The organism is Brevundimonas sp., assembly GCF_030656255.1.
In the GTDB taxonomy this organism is placed as follows: domain Bacteria; phylum Pseudomonadota; class Alphaproteobacteria; order Caulobacterales; family Caulobacteraceae; genus Brevundimonas.
The window spans coordinates 12669-28295 of the sequence record NZ_JAUSOE010000110.1 but is presented as its reverse complement, the minus strand read 5'-3'; the positions used below and the strand labels follow the sequence as shown (position 1 = coordinate 28295).

The window sequence follows — 15627 nt, the reverse complement described above, 5'->3', positions numbered from 1 at the left end:
GTCATGGACTGGAACGACGGCGAGGACTTCAATCACCCCCTGATCATCATCACTACCGCCTTGACCCTGAGCATTGTGATTTCGGGCTTCATCCTGCTGTGGATACGGATCTCCCGCGACCTGAAAATGGCGCGTGCGGTTCGCAAGCGGGAGCCATGAGGCAGGCGACGGCTCGATCACAGGAAGCTCTGCCAAGAGACAACGACCGGACTTCACCACCGCGTCTCGCCGCCCTGACCACCGCCTGGCCGCCGCACATCCTGCGGCAAGAGGACGTCGCGGCCAACGGGGCCGAAATGTTCGCCACGACCCACGGCGGTTTCGAGCGGCTGGCGCCTATCTATCGAAACGCCTTGATCGACACACGGCATTCGTGCGTCCCAATGGACTGGTATCTGCAGCCGCACAGCTTCGCGGAGCGGAACGACCTGTTCCTGGAACACGCAGTCGCCCTGATGGCCGAGAGCACGACGAGCGCGCTGGAGCAAGCGGGGTGATCGCGACCTTGGCCGGTTTTGGACCACTCGGATCATCACCTGCCCGGCGCGCCGCTAGTCCGATCCGGCCCTTCCGGGTCATTCGTCATCCCAACTACTGGATCGCATCTCTTGAGATCGCCATGTTGCCGCTGGTTTTCGGCCAGGTCTGGATAGCAGTGGTGTTCACCGCGCTTAATGCCATGCTGATCACCTGGCGGGTGCGGCTGGAGGATCGCGCTCTTGCCTATCAGGCCTGTGAGCCAGAACGACCTGGATGCGAGGCGGGCCAGTCACCGACGATCAGGTCACGCGGTGCGAAATCTCGGTCAGAGCCCTGAGACCGGTTCCGAAGCGGGCGATTGATGCCCGGTGCCGTTCCAGTTCTCCGTAGGGCAGATAGCGCACATTGAGATCGGCGATCCGGCTGAAGGCCGGACGTTGCAACTGCGCCCGCACATCGTTTTCGCGGCTGTCGGGAGCGACCAGGAAAAGGCCGGCGGAGATGTTTAGTTCGCCTGACAGGGCGAGGTCCAGCATTCGCACGACACCGGAGTAGATCGTGGTGGAATGCTCGACCTCGAAGGCGGCCGCCACGCGGTCCGCGTCTCCCTCCAGCCAGAGTACGTCGATCAGCCGGATGGACTCGGCGCCTGGACCGTTCGCCAGCGACGGCGGTAGTTGTTCTAGGCAGCCCTCGCTCAGGCGTGCGCCCTCGTGCTGGCGCCCGCGGTCATTGGACGCGATCCAGACCCTGTAGCCCAGCGCGCGACCCAGATCACGGACCCAGGCCTGGATCTCTGTGTGGGTCCGGTCCGTCTCGCCCTGCTGGAGCGCGGTCTTCTCGAACTTGACCGCTTCGGCGCGCGCTTCGGCCAGCCGCGCGTCCCAGCCGCTGGCGGACAGACTCTCGTCGTCCAGGGGCGGCGCGGGATAACGGCCGGAGCCCACGTCGAACAGGAAGCCCGCGATCGCCCCGAGATCGTTGGACAGAAGATCGCTGTAGCGAGCGTTGAGGGCCAAAATTCCTTGCCGCATCGCAAGGTAGTGCTCCCAGCTCCCGAGCTTGACCTTTGATCCGGTGATCGCGTTGTAGCCGTTGACGATCGCGGTATTGAACGGCGAAACGTGGGTGGGATGGAGAAAATAGATCAGGTTGGCCACTGCAGGCCCGAGTCCCTTGATTCGGAGTTGGTCGATCGTGCGGATGCCCGCGAGAATTTCCGTTGCTGTCGAACAACAGCTGCAGTGATGCAGGAGCCGGCCGAAAGCGCGTTGATTGGCCGGGTTTTCGTAGATGTCCGGGATGCGAAGTTTGGGCTTCCAGAGGAAGGCATGGTCCGCGCCCTTGAAGATCTGCCGTTGTTCGGCCACCGAATGAACGATCGTCTCCAGCGACGACCCGCGATAGGCCACGCCGAACCGGCCTGCTTCGATCTCCTTGACGACCTGGCCGATGCCGCGACGGATGGAGCGGAAATTCTTCAGACGCTCGTCCCACAAGAACCAGGTCTGGTAGGTCGCAGCCGGGTCGCGCCGCCACTGTTCAATAAGATCACGAACTCGATCTGACACGGCGCGCCCCCTCAATTCTTGAGCAGTCTAGGCGGGTCCAGGTCGCTGGGCCAACGGCCATTCGCAGCCGGTCCCAAGAGCGCGTGCGACGCACCTGGCTCCAGCGCGTTCGGCGCGCGCCAACGGCTACATCGCCATTTCCATGGCCGAGACCGGAGCCAGGGTTCCCATGATGGACACCAGGGCCAGCAGCCCCAGGGCGAGGAGGGTCTCCATCACCAAGCTGCGTTTCAGCCGTGAAATGGCGGGGCCAAGATACTCGGGATCGTCCAGGGCGCTGCCGAGGTGGGGCGTCAGATAAAAGCGGTTCGCGGCCGCCAGAACCAGCATGAGCGCGAAGAGCACGAGCTTGCCCGTCAACAGCAGACCGTAGGGCGTGCTCAAGAGGCCAGCGATACGATCGGGTCCGACCATGAACCAGCTGTTCACCAGTCCGCTCAGAACCAGGACGGCGACCGATGCGGATCCGACGCCGGCGAATCCGTGAAGGGCTCGATAGAGGATCCTATCGCCATCGACCGTTTCTGACCGCCGCCGCAACGTCAGGATCAGCAAGGCCGCGAGCGCGCCGAGCCACACCGCCGCCGCCCAGCTGTGCAGGATCGCGGCCGTCAGATGAACATAGCGCCCCGCGCCTTCGGTGGCCGCGCCGTGTCCCGTCCAGGCGAAGCTGGCGCCGACGATAAGACCGGCGACAGCGACGAATTTCCACAGGCCGCGGGACGGCTTGTCTTGAATGAGCGCAAGAAGCGCGAGCAACGCGGCCAGCGTCCGGACGAGAAAGGCGGGTCCGAGGCTCGTGCCCGTGAGCATGAAGCCGAGCGTCGCCGGCTTGAGACCTTCAGTCAGCGAGCCCGCCATCACAGCGGTCTGGGCCGCGAAGGCGGCGGCGGAGCCTATGGCGACCACGGCCGCCGCGCTGACCAGCAAGGATCTCGTCCAGCCGAGGGCCACCGCGTCCGACCCGCGCAACCCGTAGAGGAGGAACAGCGGCGTCCCGAGCAGGACGACCGCGCCGCCGTACTGCGCGAGCCGGAGCAGGATGACCAGAACGTCGAGCACGATGGGTCAGCGTACCGTGAAGGCGATGGCGCCGGTCATACGGTGGCCGTCGGCGGAGGCGGCATGCCAGTTGAGGCTGTAGGCGCCGGCCGCGAGCGGTCGCGCCGTCCGTCCCGAAACGGTCATGCCGTCATCGGAGACGGTGGTCGCGACCGGGAATTTGGCACCGGCGGCGTTCACGACCTCGAGGCCCGAGAAAGCGGGAACGACGCGTTCGCTGAAGGTGACCGTCAGCGAACGCGGCGAGGCGATGCTCGCGCTCGCCGCCGGGTTGGAGGCGACGACGCGCGCGTGGGCGGCAGCCTGCGTCGCCCCCAACAGCAGGGCGCCGACGGCGCCGACGACGGAAAGGATTTTGCGAGTGGTCATAGGGAGGCTCCGAAACCAGAGGGGTTCAATGAGTTATACGGGCGCCGGGGTTGAATCCCTCGTTCGAACTGCGGGCGGGCGCGCGCTGATCCGGAGCATTGCGTTGCGCGCGCCCGACGCCAGCCCGTCGGTCGCTTGACACGGCCGGCCGACGGGCGTGGGATGACCGCGCATGTGGAACCTCGTCCGCACCCTTCTGTTCGCCCTGGCGGTGGCCGGCTTCGTCGGCCAGTCGTCCGCGCACGCCACGCCGTTCCAGGTATTCGAAGCGACGGGCGGCATGGCGGACATGGATTGCGCCGAGATGATGGTGATGGCGGACGGGCCTTCCGGCGGCGCTACTAGCCCTTGCGACGAGATGACGCCCGACTGCATCGCCAAGATGGGCTGCGCCGCCGTCGCGGCGCCCATGCCGCCGGCGCCGACCGTTCAACGGCCTTCGGCTCCGCGGGGACTCCGGTTCGCAGCCGTCGATGTCGTGCGAGAGGGCGCAGGCCCGCTTCCACTGAAGAATCCGCCGAAACGGCTGGCTTAGAACGCTTTCGCTGAACGGTAGGCCGTGCGCGACGTTACGCCGCGGTAACCGATCGATCTGAGCCCTTCGCCGGTGTCCTGCCCTCACGGCGGGTCCGATGGTTTCGAGGAATTTCATGACCATTCGTTTGAGGACGGCGACACGCGCGTCTGCTTGTCAGCCGCCCCGTGTCCGCCTGCCGCGCGTCACGACGCGGCGAGCCGAGGCTTCGGCGCCCACCCGGTGCCGTGAGCTAACCGCAAGCTGGGCGATCCTTCCCGCTTCCGTTCTGCTCCTGAGCGTCTGGACCGCGCCGGCCCAGGCTGACCCCCAGACGTTCGACGAGGCCCTGGCCCGCGCGGCGTTCAGCGCACCCAGTCTGCGCGCCAGCGCATTGGGTGTCGACGCCGCTCGTGCGGCCGTTCCGGCAGCGGGGCTTCTGCCGGACCCCCGGCTCTCCGTCGGTCTCGACGGATATCCGGTGACCGGGCCGTTCGCGGGGCAATTCGATGAAGACTTCACCATGCTCAGGATCGGCGTCGAGCAGGAGGTGCCCAGCCGCGCGCGTCGTCGCGCCGAGCGAGACATCGCCGAGGCGGCGATCGGCGTCGCCGGCGCTGAGGAGTCCGTCGCGCGACGAGAGGTCCGGGTCGCCGTGGGCCTTGCGTGGATCGACCTGTTCTATGCCGAACGCCGCTTTGCGGCGTTGGAAGAGCTGCTGGCGACGTTGCAACCCCTGTGGGACGCCGCCCCGGCCGGAGTCGCGTCCGGCGCCTATCGGCCCGCCAACGCTCTCGGGCCCGTTCAGCTCAAAGCCGATCTTGACGATCGCCGCAGCAGTCTCGCCGCCGACATCGAGAAGGCGCGAGCCGAACTCGCCCGGTGGACGGGCGACGCCGATCCCGAGACGGTTGGCCCGCCGCCGCAGGACGATCTCGACCTGACCGCCTTGCGGAACGGCATCGCCCAGCTGCCGACCGTGCGGGCCTATGGAGCCGCCGCGCGCCGCGCCGAAGCCGAGGTCGACCTGGCCCGCGCCGGACGTCGCCCGGACTGGTCGTTCCAAGCCAGCTACGCCCGCCGCGATGAGCGGTTCGGCGATCTGTTCTCCGTCGGAGCGAGCGTGCGGCTGCCGATCTTTCCCGGTCGAAGGCAGGATCCCGTCATCGCCGCGCGCGCCGCTGATGCGCTGCGGGTCACCGCCGAGCGTGAGGACGCTGAGCGCGTGTTGACCGCGTCGCTGCGAAGCGCCCTGGCCGAATACGCGACCGCTCACGATCAATGGGTCCGGTCGCGCGACGTCGTTCTGCCCAGTGTCCTTCAGCGTTCCGATCTCGAAACCGCGAGCTATGCGGCGGGTCGGGCGGGCATCGTTGAAGTTCTCGAAGCCTTCACCGCCGTGGCCAACGCCCGGCTCGACACGCTCGATCGCGAGGCCGCCGTGATGCGTCAAGTGGTCGAGATCACTCTCACCTATGGGAACGACGACCGATGAACGCCCTTCGCAACAAACGCCTGGGCATCGCCATGGGCGCGCTTCTTTTGGTCGGGGTCGGCGTCGGGGCCGGCATCGTCGTCGCTCCGCGGCTGGATGGGGCCGGCGGTGAGACCGCCGAGGGGGGAGGGGAGCGCGAGATCCTCTATTGGTACGATCCCATGGTTCCAAACGAACGCTACCCGGGGCCGGGGAAGTCGTCCATGAACATGGAGACCATCCCCAAATATGCCGATGAGGGGGGAACGACCGCCACCCCCGGCGTTCGAATCGATCCGGCGCTGGCCCAGAATTTGGGGGTCCGGTATGCCACGGCTCGCCGTGGCGACCTTGAGGGCGATCTGAGCGCCACGGCGGTGGTCGATTACAATGAACGCGACATCGCCGTGGTCCAGTCGCGGGCCGACGGCTTCGTGCAGCGAGTCTACAACCGCGCGCCGGGCGATGTCATCGCTGCGGGCGCGCCTCTGGTCGATTTGCTCATCCCGACCTGGGGCGGCGCCCAGACGGAATATCTGGCCGTACGGCGCACCGGCAACACGCCCCTGATCCAGGCGGCGCGGCAGCGACTGGTGCTGATGGGCATGTCCGAGAGCCTGATCGCCTCGGTGGAGCGCAGCGGGCGGGCGCGAAACACGATCACGATCTCAACGCCCACTGGCGGCGTGATCAAGACCCTGGGCGTGCGCGCCGGCATGAGCGTGACCCAAGGCATGACCTTGGCCGAGATCAACGGCCTGGCCACCGTCTGGGTCAATGCCGCCATCCCGGAGGCGCTGGGGAGCCGGCTAAGGGTCGGACAGTCCGTCGAGGTGGCTTTGACCGCGTTCCCGGGAGAGCGGTTCACGGGTCGTCTGACCGCCCTGTTGCCGGAACTCGTCGGCGACAGCCGCACGGTCACGGGACGGATCGAAATGGCCAATCGCGGGGGCCGTTTGCGCCCCGGCATGTTCGGCCGGATCACCTTCGGCGGCGGTTCGACGACGGCGTTGCTCGTGCCGACCGAGGCGGTGATCCGAACGGGTGAACGGGACATTGTCATGCTCGCCCGGCCGGAAGGCCGGTATCAACCGGCCGAGGTCCGTGTCGGGCGAGAAGCCGGGGGGCAAACCGAGATCCTCGCCGGTCTCAGGGAAGGCGAACGGATCGTCGCGTCGGGGCAGTTCCTGATCGATTCCGAAGCCAGCCTGTCAGGCGTAACGGCGCGGCCGATCGGCCCGACGTCCCGGCCCGCCACCGCCGCCCCAACGGGCGCATCCATGGCCGCGCCCGCCTCGCGCGGGAGGTCGAGCCAATGATCGCCGCGGTCATTCGCGCCTCGGTCAAGGGGCGCTTCCTCGTCCTTATGGCCGCCGTCGCCCTGCTCGCCGCCGGCCTGTTCGCGGTTCGCAGCACGCCGGTCGACGCCTTGCCGGACCTGTCGGACGTGCAGGTCATCATTCGCACCAGCTACCCGGGGCAGGCGCCCCAGATCGTCGAGAACCAGGTCACCTATCCTCTGGCGACCACCATGCTGTCCGTACCCGGCGCGCGAACGGTTCGAGGCTATTCCTTCTTCGGCGACAGCTTCGTCTATGTGCTGTTCGAAGATGGGACGGACCTCTACTGGGCGCGTTCCCGGGTCCTCGAATACCTCAGCCAGGTGCAGGCGCGGCTTCCCGCGACCGCCCAACCGGCACTTGGTCCGGACGCCACCGGCGTAGGCTGGGTCTATGAATACGCCCTGGTCGATCGCACAGGCCGCAACGATCTGGCGCAATTGCGAAGCCTGCAGGATTGGTTCCTCCGCTACGAGCTGAAGACCGTGCCGGGGGTCGCCGAGGTCGCCAGCCTGGGCGGCATGGTGCGGCAATACCAGGTGGTGCTCGACCCCGTCAGGCTCGCGTCCTACGGCGTCACCCATCAGGCGGTGGTGGACGCTCTCCAGCGCGCCAACGGCGAGACGGGCGGCTCGGTGCTCCAGCTCGCCGAAGCCGAATACATGATCCGCGCCAACGGCTATCTGACCGAGCTCGACGACTTCCGGGCCGTGCCGCTCCGCACGGCGGCTGGAGGCGTGCCGATCAGCCTCGGGGATGTCGCGACCATCCAGATCGGCCCGGAGATGAGACGCGGCATAGCCGAGCTCAACGGCGAAGGCGAGGTCGCGGGCGGCGTCGTCATCCTTCGATCCGGCGCAAACGCCCGCGCCACGATCGCGGCCGTGACCGAGAAACTCGAGACGCTCAAAGCCGGACTGCCCCCGGGAGTCGAAGTGGTGACGACCTACGATCGCTCGCAGCTCATCGACCGGGCGATCGACAATCTGAGCGGCAAGCTGATCGAGGAGTTCATAGTCGTCGCCCTGGTCTGCGGCCTGTTCCTCTGGCACGCCCGGTCGGCGCTGGTCGCCATCCTGACCCTGCCGCTGGGCGTCCTGGCGGCCTTCCTGATCATGAATCTTCAGGGCGTGAACGCCAACATCATGTCGCTGGGCGGCATCGCCATCGCCATCGGCGCCATGGTGGATGCGGCGGTGGTCATGATCGAGAACGCCCACAAACACATCGAACGATGGGAACACGATCACCCGGATGAAAAGCTGGCGGGCGAAGATCGCTGGAAGGTCATCACCGAGGCGGCCGTGGAGGTCGGCCCCGCGCTGTTCCTGAGCCTGCTGATCATCACCCTGTCGTTCATCCCGGTGTTCAGCCTGCAGGCCCAGGAGGGCCGGCTGTTCGCGCCCCTAGCCTTTACCAAGAGCTATGCGATGGCGGCGGCGGCGATCCTGTCCATCACTCTCGTGCCGGTTCTGATGGGCTATCTGATCCGCGGACGGATCCCGGCCGAACAGAGCAATCCGATCAATCGCTGGCTCACGCGCATCTATCGCGGGCCATTGGACTGGGTGCTGCATCATCCCAGAAAGACCTTGGTGGCAGCCTTGCTGATCTTCGCCACCACCGCCTGGCCTCTTAGCCAGCTCGGCGGCGAATTCATGCCGGCGATGGACGAGGGCGACCTGCTGTATATGCCTTCGGCCCAGCCGGGTCTCTCCCCGGCCAAGGCCGCGGAACTGCTGCAACAGACGGACCGGATGATCCGCACCGTGCCCGAAGTGGCGACCGTGTTCGGCAAGGCGGGCCGGGCGGAAACCGCCACGGATCCGGCTCCGCTGGAGATGTTCGAGACCACCATCCAGTTCAAGCCGCGCGATGAATGGCGGCCGGGCATGACCCCGGAAAAACTGATCGAAGAACTCGATCGCGCGGTTCAGGTCCCCGGACTGTCCAACGTCTGGGTCCCTCCCATCCGAAATCGCATCGACATGCTGGCGACGGGCATCAAGAGCCCCGTCGGCGTCAAGGTGTCCGGCTCTGACCTGGCCGCGATGGACCGTATCGCGGCCCAGGTGGCCGATGTCGCCAGGACCGTACCGGGCGTGACCTCCGCCTTGGCCGAACGCCTGACCGGCGGGCGTTATGTCGACATCGACATCGACCGGCGCGCGGCGGCCCGCTACGGCCTGAACATCGCCGATGTCCAATCGATCGTATCGGGCGCCGTGGGCGGCGAGACGATCGGACAGACGGTGGAGGGGCTCGCCCGCTATCCGATCAGCGTCCGTTACCCGAGAGAATTGCGCGACAGTCTGGAGCAACTGCGCGCCCTGCCGATGCTGACGCCGTCGGGCCAGCAGATCACCCTTGGCACGGTCACCAATATCCAGATCGCGGACGGCCCGCCGATGCTCAAGTCCGAGAACGGCAGGCTGACCACCTGGGTCTATGTCGACACTCGGGGGCGCGACCTCGCGTCTGTCGTCGCCGATCTGCGTCAGGCGGTCGCCAGCGAGGTGGATCTCGCGCCGGGCGTCAGCATCGCCTACTCCGGCCAGTTCGAATATCTGGAACGGGCGGCCGAGCGGCTAAAGATCGTGGTTCCGGCCACGCTCGTGATCATCTTCATCCTGCTCTATCTGACCTTCGGGCGCTTCGACGAAGCCCTCCTCATCATGGGCACCCTGCCATTCGCCCTGACCGGCGGCTTCTGGTTGCTCTATCTGATGGGCTTCGATCAGTCGGTCGCGACCGGGGTTGGCTTCATCGCCCTCGCTGGCCTGTCGGCGGAGTTCGGCGTCGTGATGCTGATCTATCTCAAACATGCGCTGAAGGATCGAGGACCTGATCCCGACCGGGAGCAGGTCGAGGAGGCCGTTCGCGAGGGCGCCCTTCTGCGGGTCCGGCCCAAGGCGATGACGGTCGCCGTGATCTTGGGCGGTCTGTTCCCGATCCTGATCGGCCACGGCGCGGGGTCGGAGATCATGACCCGGATCGCGGCGCCAGTCATTGGCGGCATGATCACCGCGCCCCTCCTGTCGATGCTCGTCATCCCAGCCGGCTATCTCCTCCTGAGACGCCGGAAATCACGTCCCACCCAAACCCCCACCCAAGGAGCTACCCTATGAAAAACCTGTTCGTGAAGTCGGCCAGGCTCGCCCTCGGCCTGAGCCTGTCAGCCGGGGCGGTCATTGCCCTGGCGGCCTGCAGTCAGCAGCCGGCGACGGAGACGGAAACCCCAGCCGCCACCGGTTCCGCCGTTGCCCCCGCGGCGCCGGCGGAGATGGACGCCATGTCGTCGGCGGCCGGAGAGGAGTCCGCGACCGCGCGCGGGGTGATTTCGGCCATCGACGCGGAGGGCGGCAAGATCACGATCGAGCACGAGCCGATCGCCAGTCTGGAATGGCCCGCGATGACCATGGGCTTCGCGGCGTCACCCGCCCTGATTGACCAGGCGAAGGTCGGCGACCGGGTCGAGTTTGATCTGGTCGTTACAGGCAGCGCGGGCGAAGTGAAGGCGATTCGGCCGCAGTAATCCCCTGCTGCCGGACTGTCGTCGCACGGGGCGGCGGCGTCCGGGTTGACGACGCGGCGGGGAACCTTTGGCTTCTCCGCCGCGTCGAGCCTTTATGGGTTCAGCAGACGGCTTCAAAGCGGCGTGAAGATGGACAGTGCCGACTGTCCGAGTTGTTTCGGTCCGAACCCGAATGGGCTTCGAGGCGGCGCTCGGCGCGGGGATGTCGTGCGAACAAGCCGAACCGTGGACTGAGGGACCGCAGCGTTGGAACTCGCCTTGGAGTACCCGAGTTCGATCTTGAAGGAGGTGGGTGACATGAGCGACATGAACGGAATGCCCTCAAGGTCGGGCGAGGCACGCCTGTCGTGCCTGCTGAGGTCCATCGATCTGACTCCTCAACGACGGGCGCCCGCGTCGGATCTTCTTGGGCGGTCCCGCCGGGGCTCGGTGGCCGCCGCCCTGCTGCTGGTGCTCCTGGTGGTCGCCGTCGTGAGCTGGCGAATCGGTCCCGCCGGCGTGGCGTCCGGGGCGCGGGAAGAGCGCCTCGAGGACGACGCCGACGAGCCCGCGCGATCCGACCGCCGCGACGAGCGAGATCGCCGCGGCCGATCCGGGGGCCGGGACCGTGACTGACCCCATCCGGCGTCGTTTCCCGCCTGTGGCGCGCCGGTGAGCCCTGACGGCGCCTGGCGCGGGGGTCTGCAGATCGGCCCGGGCTGGGCGCGGTGGCGCGGCGCGGTCGGCGACAACGCGCTTCACCGGCACCTCGCGGCGCAGGCGGTGTTCGCCGACCGGCCGATCGCCGTCGAGACTGCGGGCGGCCGCGTCCTTCGCGCCACGGCGTTTCTCGTCGATCCGCTCGTGGGCCATCGGCTCGGCGCCGCGGCGCAGGCCGAGATCCTGTTTTTCGAGCCGGGAAGTCTGGGCGTGGAGGCGCGCGCGGCGCTTCGGGCCGTGCTCGTCCGCGCGTCCAGCGCCCACGTGCTGGCGGCCGAGGGCCGTCGGCGGTTCTGGTCGGACCAGGCGGGCGGAGCCGGAGGCGAGCCGGCCGCGCCCGCGGTGTCCTGGATGGCCGGCGTCCTGACGTTCATCGACGCCGCGCTCTCGGAAGGCCCCGTGCGGCTCGATGCGGCTGCGGGCCGCGCGGGTTTGTCGGCCGACCGGTTCCGTCACGTCTTCGCCGAAGCGCAAGGCTTGTCGTTCAAGCGGTTCGTCCTCTGGCGGCGGCTGCAGCTTGCGGCGACACTGCTGGCGGGCGGGGTCGACGTGACCACCGCCGCCCATGAGGCCGGCTTCTCCGACGGCGCGCACCTCGCGCGGACGATGAAGGCGATGTTCGGGGTGCAGCCGCGGCGCCTGGTCCCCTCCGGCTGAGCAGCCGCTTCGTTCAAGCGGCGAGCCCGAATCCAGGCGATGCTCGTCGCCATGAACCAGGACAGAGACTTCGTCCCCGCGCTCGGTCGCCACGAGCTCACCGGCGCCTACGACAGGGTGCTGGCCGTCATGACCCGGGAGCGTCGCTGGCGGTGCGCCCTGCTGTCGGAAGCCGATCCGCAGCCTGGCGAGACAATCCTCGACGTCGGCTGCGGCACCGGGACCTTCGCGATCCAGCTCAAGACGGCGTCGCCGGGATCGCGCCTCATCGGCGTCGATCCCGACAAGGCGGTGCTGGAGATCGCGCGCGACAAGGCTCGCCGGGCCGGGGTCCACGTGGAATGGCGAGCCGGCTACGGGGACGCGCTGACCGCGATCCTGCCGGGCGCGGCCGCGGACAAGGTGGTCTCGAGCCTGGTGCTGCATCAATGCCCGATGCCCGTGAAGCGGGCGATCCTCGCCGCCTGCCTGGGCGCGCTTCGACCCGGCGGCCGGCTGCATATGGCCGACGCCGGCCGCCAGGCGAATCCCTTGATGCGCCTGCTCTTCCGGCAGGTTCAGATGCTGGACGGCTTCGAGCACACCGAGCCCAATGCGCTCGGCGTGCTCCCGGACCTCATGCGCGAAGCCGGCTTCGAGGCCGTGAGCGAGACGCGGCGGATTCCCACCCCGACCGGGTCGATCTCCCTCTACGCGGCCGTGCGGCCGTAGGCCGCCGTCGGGGGCGCCGCGACGCCCTCGACAGCGAGCTCCGCCTGCCCGCGATGACGGCGGGCCCGAGCTCGGGCGGCCGCGGCGCGCGACGGAGGGCGCAACTTGCCGGGCGCCGGGCCGCTCCTGTACCGGTCGACGCCAAAGGAGGCCGAGCGCATGAACTCTATTCCAACCGGGCGCAGGGGTTCGTGCGTGTGGCGGTTTGCACGCCGCGCATCGCCGTGGCCGATCCGGCGGCCAACCTCCTCGAGACCCTGAAACTGGCGCGGGAGGGACACGCCCGCGGCGCCGACCTCATGCTGTTTCCGGAGCTGGGCCTGTCCGCCTATGCGATCGACGACCTCCTGCTCCAGGACGCCCTCCTTCAGGCGGTGAACGCCGCGCTCGCCGAGCTCGTGCAGGCGAGCCGGGACCTGCAGCCGGTGCTGGTGGTGGGAGCGCCCCTCGTCCGCAACGGACGGCTCTACAATTGCGCCGTCGCCCTCGCCCGGGGCCGCGTCCTGGGGGTCGTGCCCAAGAGCTTCCTTCCGAACTATCGGGAGTATTACGAGAACCGCTGGTTCGCCCCCGGCGCCGGCGTGCGCGGCCTGGACATCGCCGTCGCCGGGCAGAGGGCGCCGTTCGGGACCGACCTGATCATCGAGGCCAGCGACGTCCCGGACTTCGTCTTCCACATGGAGCTCTGCGAGGACTTCTGGGCCGCCACCCCGCCCTCGACCCTGGCGGCGCTGGCGGGAGCCACCCTGCTCTGCAACCTGTCGGCGTCCAACATCGTGGTCGGCAAGGCCGACGAGCGCGCGCTGCTCTGCGCCTCGCAGTCGATGCGATGCCAGGCCGCCTACCTCTACGCCGCGGCCGGGCCCGGCGAGAGCACCACCGACCTGGCCTGGGACGGGCAGGCGACCATCCACGAGCTCGGCCGTCTGCTGGCCGCGACCCGCCGCTTCCCGGACGTCGCCCAGATGGCCGTGGCGGACGTGGACGTCGAACGCATGCGCCTCGAGCGGCTGCGGACGCCCACCTTCAACAACGCCGCCGCCGCCGCCGGCCACCCCGAGCACGCTTTCCGGCGGATCGCCTTCGAGCATGCGGCGGAGCACGTCGATATCGGGCTGCTGCGGCCGCACGACCGGTTTCCGTTCGTGCCGGACGATCCGGCCCGGCTGGACCAGGATTGCTATGAAGCCTTCAACATCCAGGTGCAGGGCCTCGCCAAGCGCCTCGACGCGGCGGGCGTCAGGCGCGTCGTGGTCGGCGTCTCCGGCGGCCTCGACTCCACCCACGCCCTGATGGTCGCGGCGAAGGCCTTCGACGCCCTGGGCCGTCCGCGCACGGACATCCTGGGCTTCACCATGCCCGGCTTCGCCACCAGCGAGGGCACCAAGCGCAACGCCTGGGCCCTGATGCGAAGCCTCGGGGTGACGGGCGAAGAGATCGACATCCGGCCCGCGGCGCGGACGATGCTGGAGGCGATCGGCCACCCGTTCGCCCGCGGCGAACCGGTCTACGACGTCACCTTCGAAAACGTCCAGGCCGGGCTGAGGAGCGACTTCCTGTTCCGGCTCGCCAACCAGCGCGAGGGCCTGGTGCTCGGCACAGGCAACCTGTCCGAGTCGGCGCTGGGCTGGCAGACCTACGGCGTCGGCGATCACATGAGCCACTACAACGTCAACGGCTCGGTCCCCAAGACCCTCATCCAGCACCTGATCCGCTGGGTCGCGGCCACCGGGCAGTTGGACGAGGCGGCCTCGGCGACCTTGCTTGGCGTGCTGGGCACGGAGATCTCGCCCGAGCTGGTGCCGCAGGCCGCCGCGGACGCGCTTCAGAGCACGCAGTCCAGGATCGGGCCCTACGAACTGCAGGATTTCAACCTGTTCTACCTGACGCGCTACGGCCTGCGTCCCTCCAAGGTCGCCTTCCTGGCCTGGCACGCTTGGCGGGATCTCGAGGCGGGGGCGTGGCCGGCCCACTTCCCGGCCGCCTCGCGCGCCGCCTATGATCTGCCGACGATCAAGCAATGGCTGGAGGTGTTTGTCACCCGGTTTTTCGCCCTCAGCCAGTTCAAGCGCTCCGCCATGCCGAACGGCCCCAAGGTGATTTCGGGCGGCAACCTTTCGCCGCGCGGCGACTGGCGGGCGCCCTCGGACGCGAGCGCCCGGGTCTGGCTGGACGACCTGAAGCGCAATGTCCCATAGTTCGCCCCGCACGACGCCCCGCCGGTTTTCGGGCCAGGGCGGTCTGCTCGCGTCCTGGGGGCGCCAGGCCTGACGGCGGCCCGCGACATCGTCAGCGTCGTCAACGCCCGGCGATCCGGCTAGGATCGTCGCCTCGCTCGCCAGGATGCCGTCATGCCCGCCTCTTCGCCCTCCCCCTCCCGACGCGCCCTTCTGACGGCGCTGCCGGCCCTCGCCTTCGCCGGCCCGGCCCTCGCCGCGCCGCCGAAGCGGATGACCGCCTACAAGACGCCCTGGTGCGGCTGCTGCGGCGGCTGGATCGCGCACATGCGCCAGGCCGGCTGGACCGTCGAGGTCGTCGAGCGCGAGGATCTGGCTCCGATCCGGGCGCAGCACGGCGTTCCGGACCGGCTGGCCTCGTGTCACACGGCGGTGGTCGGCGCCTACGCCATCGAAGGCCACGTCCCCGCCGGCGATGTCGATCGGCTGCTCAGCGAACGCCCCGCCGCCAGGGCCTTGAGCGCGCCCGGCATGCCGGCGGGCTCGCCGGGCATGGAGGCCGCCGGCCGCGAACCCTATACGACGGTGCTGATCCTCAACGACGGCTCGACCCGCGTGTTCGGCCGACACAACGGCACCTGACCGCCGACCCGCGGCCGGAGGGCGTCAGGCGACCGGTTCACGGCCTGTCGGGTTGGCCCGCCCCAGCCGCTTCCGCCGGGTCGTCGCCGCCATCGGCGCCTCGCGAAAAGTCAGCCTGATGCGGGTGACCGCCGTGCTGGGCGCGATACTCGGCCGGGCTGAGACCCCTGCCCGTCATATGGAGCTTCGGCGGCGTCGCGGGAGCGTCCGGATCAGTCTCGCCGCGGGTCCTCGCGGTGTCGGGGCGCTCGCCATCGACATCCGGTTGATCGCCAGTCTGTTCGCCCATGACACCCTGCGCTCCGCTCCGGCGTCGCTTGCCGTGTCGGGATGCAATCCGCGAGCGGAGGCAGGGTTGCGCGGCGCCGGATAATCCCTGACCTTCGCTGGCCAGGG

At 68.6% G+C, this 15627-nt stretch carries 14 protein-coding genes and 1 pseudogene; 12 read left to right on the top strand and 3 right to left on the bottom strand.

Translation table 11 applies throughout. From position 1 onward, the window contains the following. Window positions 1–155: 155 nt before the first annotated feature. Together Q7J26_RS11495 and Q7J26_RS17135 are read left to right on the top strand one after the other, a co-directional pair. On the top strand, window positions 156–497 hold the full coding sequence (locus Q7J26_RS11495) for a hypothetical protein (RefSeq protein ID WP_088582511.1): 342 nt from the start codon (window positions 156–158) through the stop codon (window positions 495–497). A gap of 122 nt (window positions 498–619) precedes the next feature. Continuing rightward, window positions 620–817, top strand: coding sequence for a hypothetical protein (locus tag Q7J26_RS17135; RefSeq protein ID WP_353738806.1), 198 nt, complete (start codon window positions 620–622; stop codon window positions 815–817). Here the strand turns inward: Q7J26_RS17135 and Q7J26_RS11490 are convergent. From Q7J26_RS11490 to copC, 3 genes are all read right to left on the bottom strand, one after another. Further along, entirely contained in the window at window positions 780–2051 is a 1272-nt protein-coding gene (locus Q7J26_RS11490; protein ID WP_088582921.1) for a type II restriction endonuclease, read from the bottom strand. The two genes, Q7J26_RS17135 and Q7J26_RS11490, sit on opposite strands and share 38 nt — an antisense overlap. A gap of 126 nt (window positions 2052–2177) precedes the next feature. Next, window positions 2178–3113: a copper homeostasis membrane protein CopD gene (gene copD / locus Q7J26_RS11485; protein WP_088582512.1), complete on the bottom strand. Its 936-nt coding sequence runs from the start codon at window positions 3111–3113 to the stop codon at window positions 2178–2180. Between the two features lie 6 nt (window positions 3114–3119). Further along, on the bottom strand, window positions 3120–3482 hold the full coding sequence (gene copC, locus Q7J26_RS11480) for a copper homeostasis periplasmic binding protein CopC (RefSeq protein ID WP_088582513.1): 363 nt from the start codon (window positions 3480–3482) through the stop codon (window positions 3120–3122). A 172-nt stretch (window positions 3483–3654) separates the two neighbouring features. Between copC and Q7J26_RS11475 the strand changes: the two genes are divergently transcribed. The 10 genes and pseudogenes from Q7J26_RS11475 (at window position 3655) to Q7J26_RS11430 (ending at window position 15231) form a co-directional block, all read left to right on the top strand. Then, complete coding sequence (locus Q7J26_RS11475; RefSeq protein WP_088582514.1) at window positions 3655–4017, top strand: hypothetical protein; 363 nt, start codon at window positions 3655–3657, stop codon at window positions 4015–4017. Window positions 4018–4132: 115 nt separating this feature from the next. Further along, window positions 4133–5491, top strand: a complete 1359-nt coding sequence (locus Q7J26_RS11470) for a TolC family protein (RefSeq protein ID WP_135194144.1) — start codon at window positions 4133–4135, stop codon at window positions 5489–5491. After that, entirely contained in the window at window positions 5488–6789 is a 1302-nt protein-coding gene (locus tag Q7J26_RS11465) for an efflux RND transporter periplasmic adaptor subunit (RefSeq protein ID WP_112863185.1), read from the top strand. Before Q7J26_RS11470 ends, Q7J26_RS11465 begins: the two co-directional genes overlap by 4 nt. Beyond that, the gene (locus Q7J26_RS11460) at window positions 6786–9938 is read left to right on the top strand and encodes an efflux RND transporter permease subunit (protein WP_112863184.1); all 3153 of its coding nucleotides are present in this window, start codon (window positions 6786–6788) and stop codon (window positions 9936–9938) included. Before Q7J26_RS11465 ends, Q7J26_RS11460 begins: the two co-directional genes overlap by 4 nt. Beyond that, window positions 9935–10345: a copper-binding protein gene (locus Q7J26_RS11455; protein WP_035307582.1), complete on the top strand. Its 411-nt coding sequence runs from the start codon at window positions 9935–9937 to the stop codon at window positions 10343–10345. Before Q7J26_RS11460 ends, Q7J26_RS11455 begins: the two co-directional genes overlap by 4 nt. Window positions 10346–10642: 297 nt before the next feature. Further along, window positions 10643–10960 carry a hypothetical protein gene (locus tag Q7J26_RS11450; protein WP_135194148.1) on the top strand — a complete coding sequence of 106 codons (318 nt, stop codon included), beginning with the start codon at window positions 10643–10645 and terminating at the stop codon, window positions 10958–10960. A gap of 36 nt (window positions 10961–10996) precedes the next feature. Further along, window positions 10997–11701 (top strand): AraC family transcriptional regulator, encoded by a 705-nt coding sequence (locus Q7J26_RS11445; RefSeq protein WP_052004914.1) that lies wholly within the window; start codon window positions 10997–10999, stop codon window positions 11699–11701. 39 nt (window positions 11702–11740) lie between these two features. Beyond that, window positions 11741–12412, top strand: a complete 672-nt coding sequence (locus tag Q7J26_RS11440) for a class I SAM-dependent methyltransferase (RefSeq protein ID WP_230307678.1) — start codon at window positions 11741–11743, stop codon at window positions 12410–12412. Between the two features lie 167 nt (window positions 12413–12579). Beyond that, window positions 12580–14610, top strand: a pseudogene (locus tag Q7J26_RS11435) (NAD(+) synthase); the annotation flags it as partial. A 153-nt stretch (window positions 14611–14763) separates the two neighbouring features. Further along, the gene (locus Q7J26_RS11430; protein WP_035307575.1) at window positions 14764–15231 is read left to right on the top strand and encodes a DUF411 domain-containing protein; all 468 of its coding nucleotides are present in this window, start codon (window positions 14764–14766) and stop codon (window positions 15229–15231) included. Window positions 15232–15627: the final 396 nt, after the last annotated feature.

Excerpts from the sequence above, each read along its gene's own strand:
- Q7J26_RS11495 (WP_088582511.1), top strand. The coding sequence starts at position 156 with ATGAGGCAGGCGACGGCTCGATCACAGGAAGCTCTGCCAAGAGACAAC.
- Q7J26_RS17135 (WP_353738806.1), top strand. The coding sequence starts at position 620 with ATGTTGCCGCTGGTTTTCGGCCAGGTCTGGATAGCAGTGGTGTTCACC.
- copC (WP_088582513.1), bottom strand. The coding sequence starts at position 3,482 with ATGACCACTCGCAAAATCCTTTCCGTCGTCGGCGCCGTCGGCGCCCTG.
- Q7J26_RS11475 (WP_088582514.1), top strand. The coding sequence starts at position 3,655 with ATGTGGAACCTCGTCCGCACCCTTCTGTTCGCCCTGGCGGTGGCCGGC.
- Q7J26_RS11470 (WP_135194144.1), top strand. The coding sequence starts at position 4,133 with ATGACCATTCGTTTGAGGACGGCGACACGCGCGTCTGCTTGTCAGCCG.
- Q7J26_RS11465 (WP_112863185.1), top strand. The coding sequence starts at position 5,488 with ATGAACGCCCTTCGCAACAAACGCCTGGGCATCGCCATGGGCGCGCTT.
- Q7J26_RS11460 (WP_112863184.1), top strand. The coding sequence starts at position 6,786 with ATGATCGCCGCGGTCATTCGCGCCTCGGTCAAGGGGCGCTTCCTCGTC.
- Q7J26_RS11455 (WP_035307582.1), top strand. The coding sequence starts at position 9,935 with ATGAAAAACCTGTTCGTGAAGTCGGCCAGGCTCGCCCTCGGCCTGAGC.
- Q7J26_RS11450 (WP_135194148.1), top strand. The coding sequence starts at position 10,643 with ATGAGCGACATGAACGGAATGCCCTCAAGGTCGGGCGAGGCACGCCTG.
- Q7J26_RS11440 (WP_230307678.1), top strand. The coding sequence starts at position 11,741 with ATGCTCGTCGCCATGAACCAGGACAGAGACTTCGTCCCCGCGCTCGGT.
- Q7J26_RS11430 (WP_035307575.1), top strand. The coding sequence starts at position 14,764 with ATGCCCGCCTCTTCGCCCTCCCCCTCCCGACGCGCCCTTCTGACGGCG.